Below are 2,795 nucleotides of genomic sequence, written 5' to 3'. Positions count from 1 at the left end.
GCGCCTCACCCCCCGACCCGCTCCCTGACCAGCCCAGACAAGGTCTCGTACGCCTGCTGCACCAGCGTGTTGCCGGGGCCGGACGCGCAGTTGGCGAGGGCGACCAGTGCGGTGTCGTGGCGGATGCTGAAGCCCACGAACGCCGTGCAGCCGCGGGTGCCGCCCGAGTGGTGGTAGAGGCCGGTGCCGTCGGCGCGTGGGCGGATGTTCCAGATCAGGGCGAGCCGCGAGGTGCTGCGCGGCAGGACGAGCCGGGGGCGTACGACGTCCTCCAGAGCGGTGCGCAGCGGGGCCGACGGTACGCCGGTGACAGCCGCGGATCCCGGGCTGATCAGGGCCTCGGCGAAGGTGAGCAGGTCGTGCGCGCTGGAGCGGACGGCGCCCGCGCCGGGCAGGCCCGGGATGGCGAACGGCGGCCGGGGGCGGTGGTGCCAGTAGCCGGTGACCTGGGTGGCACCGGGAGGCGGGTCCGGCGTGGCGCTGGTGTCGTGCAGGCCGAGGGGCCTCAGGACGCGGGCCGCGAGCAGGTCCTCGTACGGGACGCCGCCGTCCGCGCCGCACAGGGCGTGCCCCAGGACGCCGGCGCCGAAGTTGGAGTAGTGCACCCGGTCGCCCGGCCGGGCCCGCAGCCGGGTACGGGCCAGGGCGCGCAGCACGTCGGCGCGGCCGAAGCCGGCGTACGGGTTGGTCATGAGCCGGCCGGCGGCGGAGCGCAGCAGGCCCGGGGGCAGCCGGGGCAGGCCCGAGGTGTGGGTGGCCAGGTGGGTGAGGGTGATCTCCGTACCGCGAGCGGGGACGGAGGTGCCGGGCGGCAGGTGGCGGGCGGCCGGGTCGTGGTGTCCCACGTCGCCGCGGGCCGCCAGCTCGGCGAAGAGCAGCGCGGTGAACGTCTTGGTGAGCGAGCCGATTTCGAAGCGGGTGGACGGCTCGACCGGCGTCCCGCCCTCGAACGCGGTGCTGCCGCGGACGGCGAACGACCGCTGCCCGCGCCGGTACAGGCCGACGGCGACGGCGCTCGCGCCCGGGGCCGCGGACAGCAGCGCCTCGGGCAGGTCCCGTGCCGGGGGCGGCCCCCAGGCGAAGGGGGCCGTCGCGACGGCCGGTGACCCGGTCATGAGCCGGGCTGCTTCGGGGCGTCCAGGGCGCGTGCGAGGGCCAGGGTTCCGGCGATCAACGCCACCACGGTGGGGTGCTGGTGGGCCTCGTAGCGCTGCGCCGGGTCGCCGTCCACGGGCTGGTCGTCGCGGGGCACCAGGCCGTCGTCGTGCTGGATGGCCGCCAGCCGCCGCCAGTCGTCGTCCTCGGCCCATGGTTCGGGCAGGCAGGCACCGACGATCATCAGCTCGGCCGTGAGGTCCCACTGCCCGGCCTCCGCCCAGATGTCGGTCCACACCGGCAGCCACTGGGCGAGGTACTCCGCGAGGTCCGCCGGCAGGCCGCCGGGCAGCCGTCCCCAGTCGGTGAGGTGGAAGACGGTGTGGGTGACGGAGTAGCCGGTCAGCCAGTCGATGTGCCAGGGCTCGGGCGTGGCGCCGAGCCAGGTCGCCCGGGTCAGCCCGCCCCAGTCGTGGGCGCCCGGCCCCTCGTCGAGCCCGACGACCCGCGCGGCGTTGGCCACCGCGAGCCGCCGGTTGGGCACATGCTCCACGGCGTGCGTCGCACGCAGCGCGACGTGGTGCGTGAGCAGCCGTTCCAACTGCGGGTACCGGTAGCCGCCGCGGGTGAAGTGGGCGTAGGTCTCCATGGGGTCGGTGGTGAGCGGATGGCGCAGCAGCCGCTCGTACAGCAGCGCGCCGCGGTCCAGCTGGCCCCAGCAGAAGTCCAGGAGTTCACGGGCGAGTCCGAGTTCCGTGGTCCCGGCGACGCCGCTGCGCAGGACCAGGGAGGCGGCGAGTGCCGTCTCACAGAGGGACTTGTACATGTCCCCGTCGTCAGTGAGCTCGTCACGCGATACGTCGTACAGCGCCCCGTACTCGCGGTTGGCGTGCAGCCAGGCCAGGGCCCGGGAGCTGACATCGTGCGCGGTGCGTGCCGGGGCGGGGGTCATGCGGTCTCCAGGCCGGGCAGGCGGTGGGCGGTGGCTGTGTCGAGGGTGGTGCGGTCGCCGCCGACGAGGCCGGTGTATTCGGTGAGGAGGGCGGGGGGCGGTGGCAGCGGGGCCCCGAGCACCCACCCCAGGGCCCGGGAGCTGACATCGTGCGCGGTGCGTGCCGGGGCGGGGCTCATGCGGTCTCCAGGCCGGGCAGGCGGTGGGCGGTGGCTGTGTGGAGGGTGGTGCGGTCGCCGTCGACGAGGCCGGTGTATTCGGTGGGGAGGGCGGGGTGCGGTGGCAGCGGGGTCCTGTGCAGCCAGGCCAGGGCCCGGGAGCTGACATCGTGCGCGGTGCGTGCCGGGGCGGGGCTCATACGGTCTCCAGGCCGAGTAGTCGGCGGGCGATGGCCGTGTCCAGCGCAGTGCGGTCGCCGCCGCCGACCAGACCGACGTACTCGGTCAGCAGCGCGGGGGCCAGTGGCAGTCGGGCCCCGTCGGCGTGCAGCCAGGCCAGCCAGCGGGTGATGCGTGCGGCGGTGGGGAAGTCGCGGCGCAGTGTGGCGCGGGTGGCGCCGCGGGCCAGTCCCAGGACGCCGGACCGGGCGGCGGCGTGTACCGGGCCGTCCAGTCCGGGCAGGGCCAGTGAGGCCAGCTGCCCCATGCGTATCGACCAGGGGACCCAGCCTTCCACCGACTCGCCGGAGGCAGGCGAGATCGGCAGGCGGCGGGGTGCCGAGTCGTCGCACCGCGGAGGGGCCTGGGGG

General features: G+C 75.6%; 4 protein-coding genes and 1 pseudogene. All 5 read right to left on the bottom strand.

Annotated features, from left to right (window positions below):
• Positions 1-5: 5 nt before the first annotated feature.
• Positions 6-1,115, bottom strand: coding sequence for a serine hydrolase domain-containing protein (locus ADK86_RS14870; RefSeq protein ID WP_107088482.1), 1,110 nt, complete (start codon positions 1,113-1,115; stop codon positions 6-8).
• Positions 1,112-2,047 carry a DUF6895 family protein gene (locus tag ADK86_RS14865; protein WP_053697028.1) on the bottom strand — a complete coding sequence of 312 codons (936 nt, stop codon included), beginning with the start codon at positions 2,045-2,047 and terminating at the stop codon, positions 1,112-1,114. The genes ADK86_RS14870 and ADK86_RS14865 overlap by 4 nt, the downstream gene beginning before the upstream one ends.
• A complete protein-coding gene (locus ADK86_RS14860) occupies positions 2,044-2,226 on the bottom strand; it encodes a hypothetical protein (RefSeq protein WP_053697027.1) in 183 nt (60 codons plus the stop codon). Before ADK86_RS14860 ends, ADK86_RS14865 begins: the two co-directional genes overlap by 4 nt.
• On the bottom strand, positions 2,223-2,405 hold the full coding sequence (locus tag ADK86_RS14855; protein WP_053697026.1) for a hypothetical protein: 183 nt from the start codon (positions 2,403-2,405) through the stop codon (positions 2,223-2,225). Before ADK86_RS14855 ends, ADK86_RS14860 begins: the two co-directional genes overlap by 4 nt.
• Positions 2,402-2,795 (bottom strand): annotated as a pseudogene (locus ADK86_RS14850) (hypothetical protein); the annotation flags it as partial. The pseudogene ADK86_RS14850 and the gene ADK86_RS14855, both read right to left, overlap by 4 nt.

Source organism: Streptomyces sp. NRRL F-5755 (assembly GCF_001279365.1).
Lineage (GTDB): Bacteria > Actinomycetota > Actinomycetes > Streptomycetales > Streptomycetaceae > Streptomyces > Streptomyces rimosus.
This window is presented reverse-complemented; position numbering and strand designations above follow the sequence as displayed.

Excerpts from the sequence above, each read along its gene's own strand:
- ADK86_RS14855 (WP_053697026.1), bottom strand. The coding sequence starts at position 2,405 with ATGAGCCCCGCCCCGGCACGCACCGCGCACGATGTCAGCTCCCGGGCC.
- ADK86_RS14860 (WP_053697027.1), bottom strand. The coding sequence starts at position 2,226 with ATGAGCCCCGCCCCGGCACGCACCGCGCACGATGTCAGCTCCCGGGCC.
- ADK86_RS14865 (WP_053697028.1), bottom strand. The coding sequence starts at position 2,047 with ATGACCCCCGCCCCGGCACGCACCGCGCACGATGTCAGCTCCCGGGCC.
- ADK86_RS14870 (WP_107088482.1), bottom strand. The coding sequence starts at position 1,115 with ATGACCGGGTCACCGGCCGTCGCGACGGCCCCCTTCGCCTGGGGGCCG.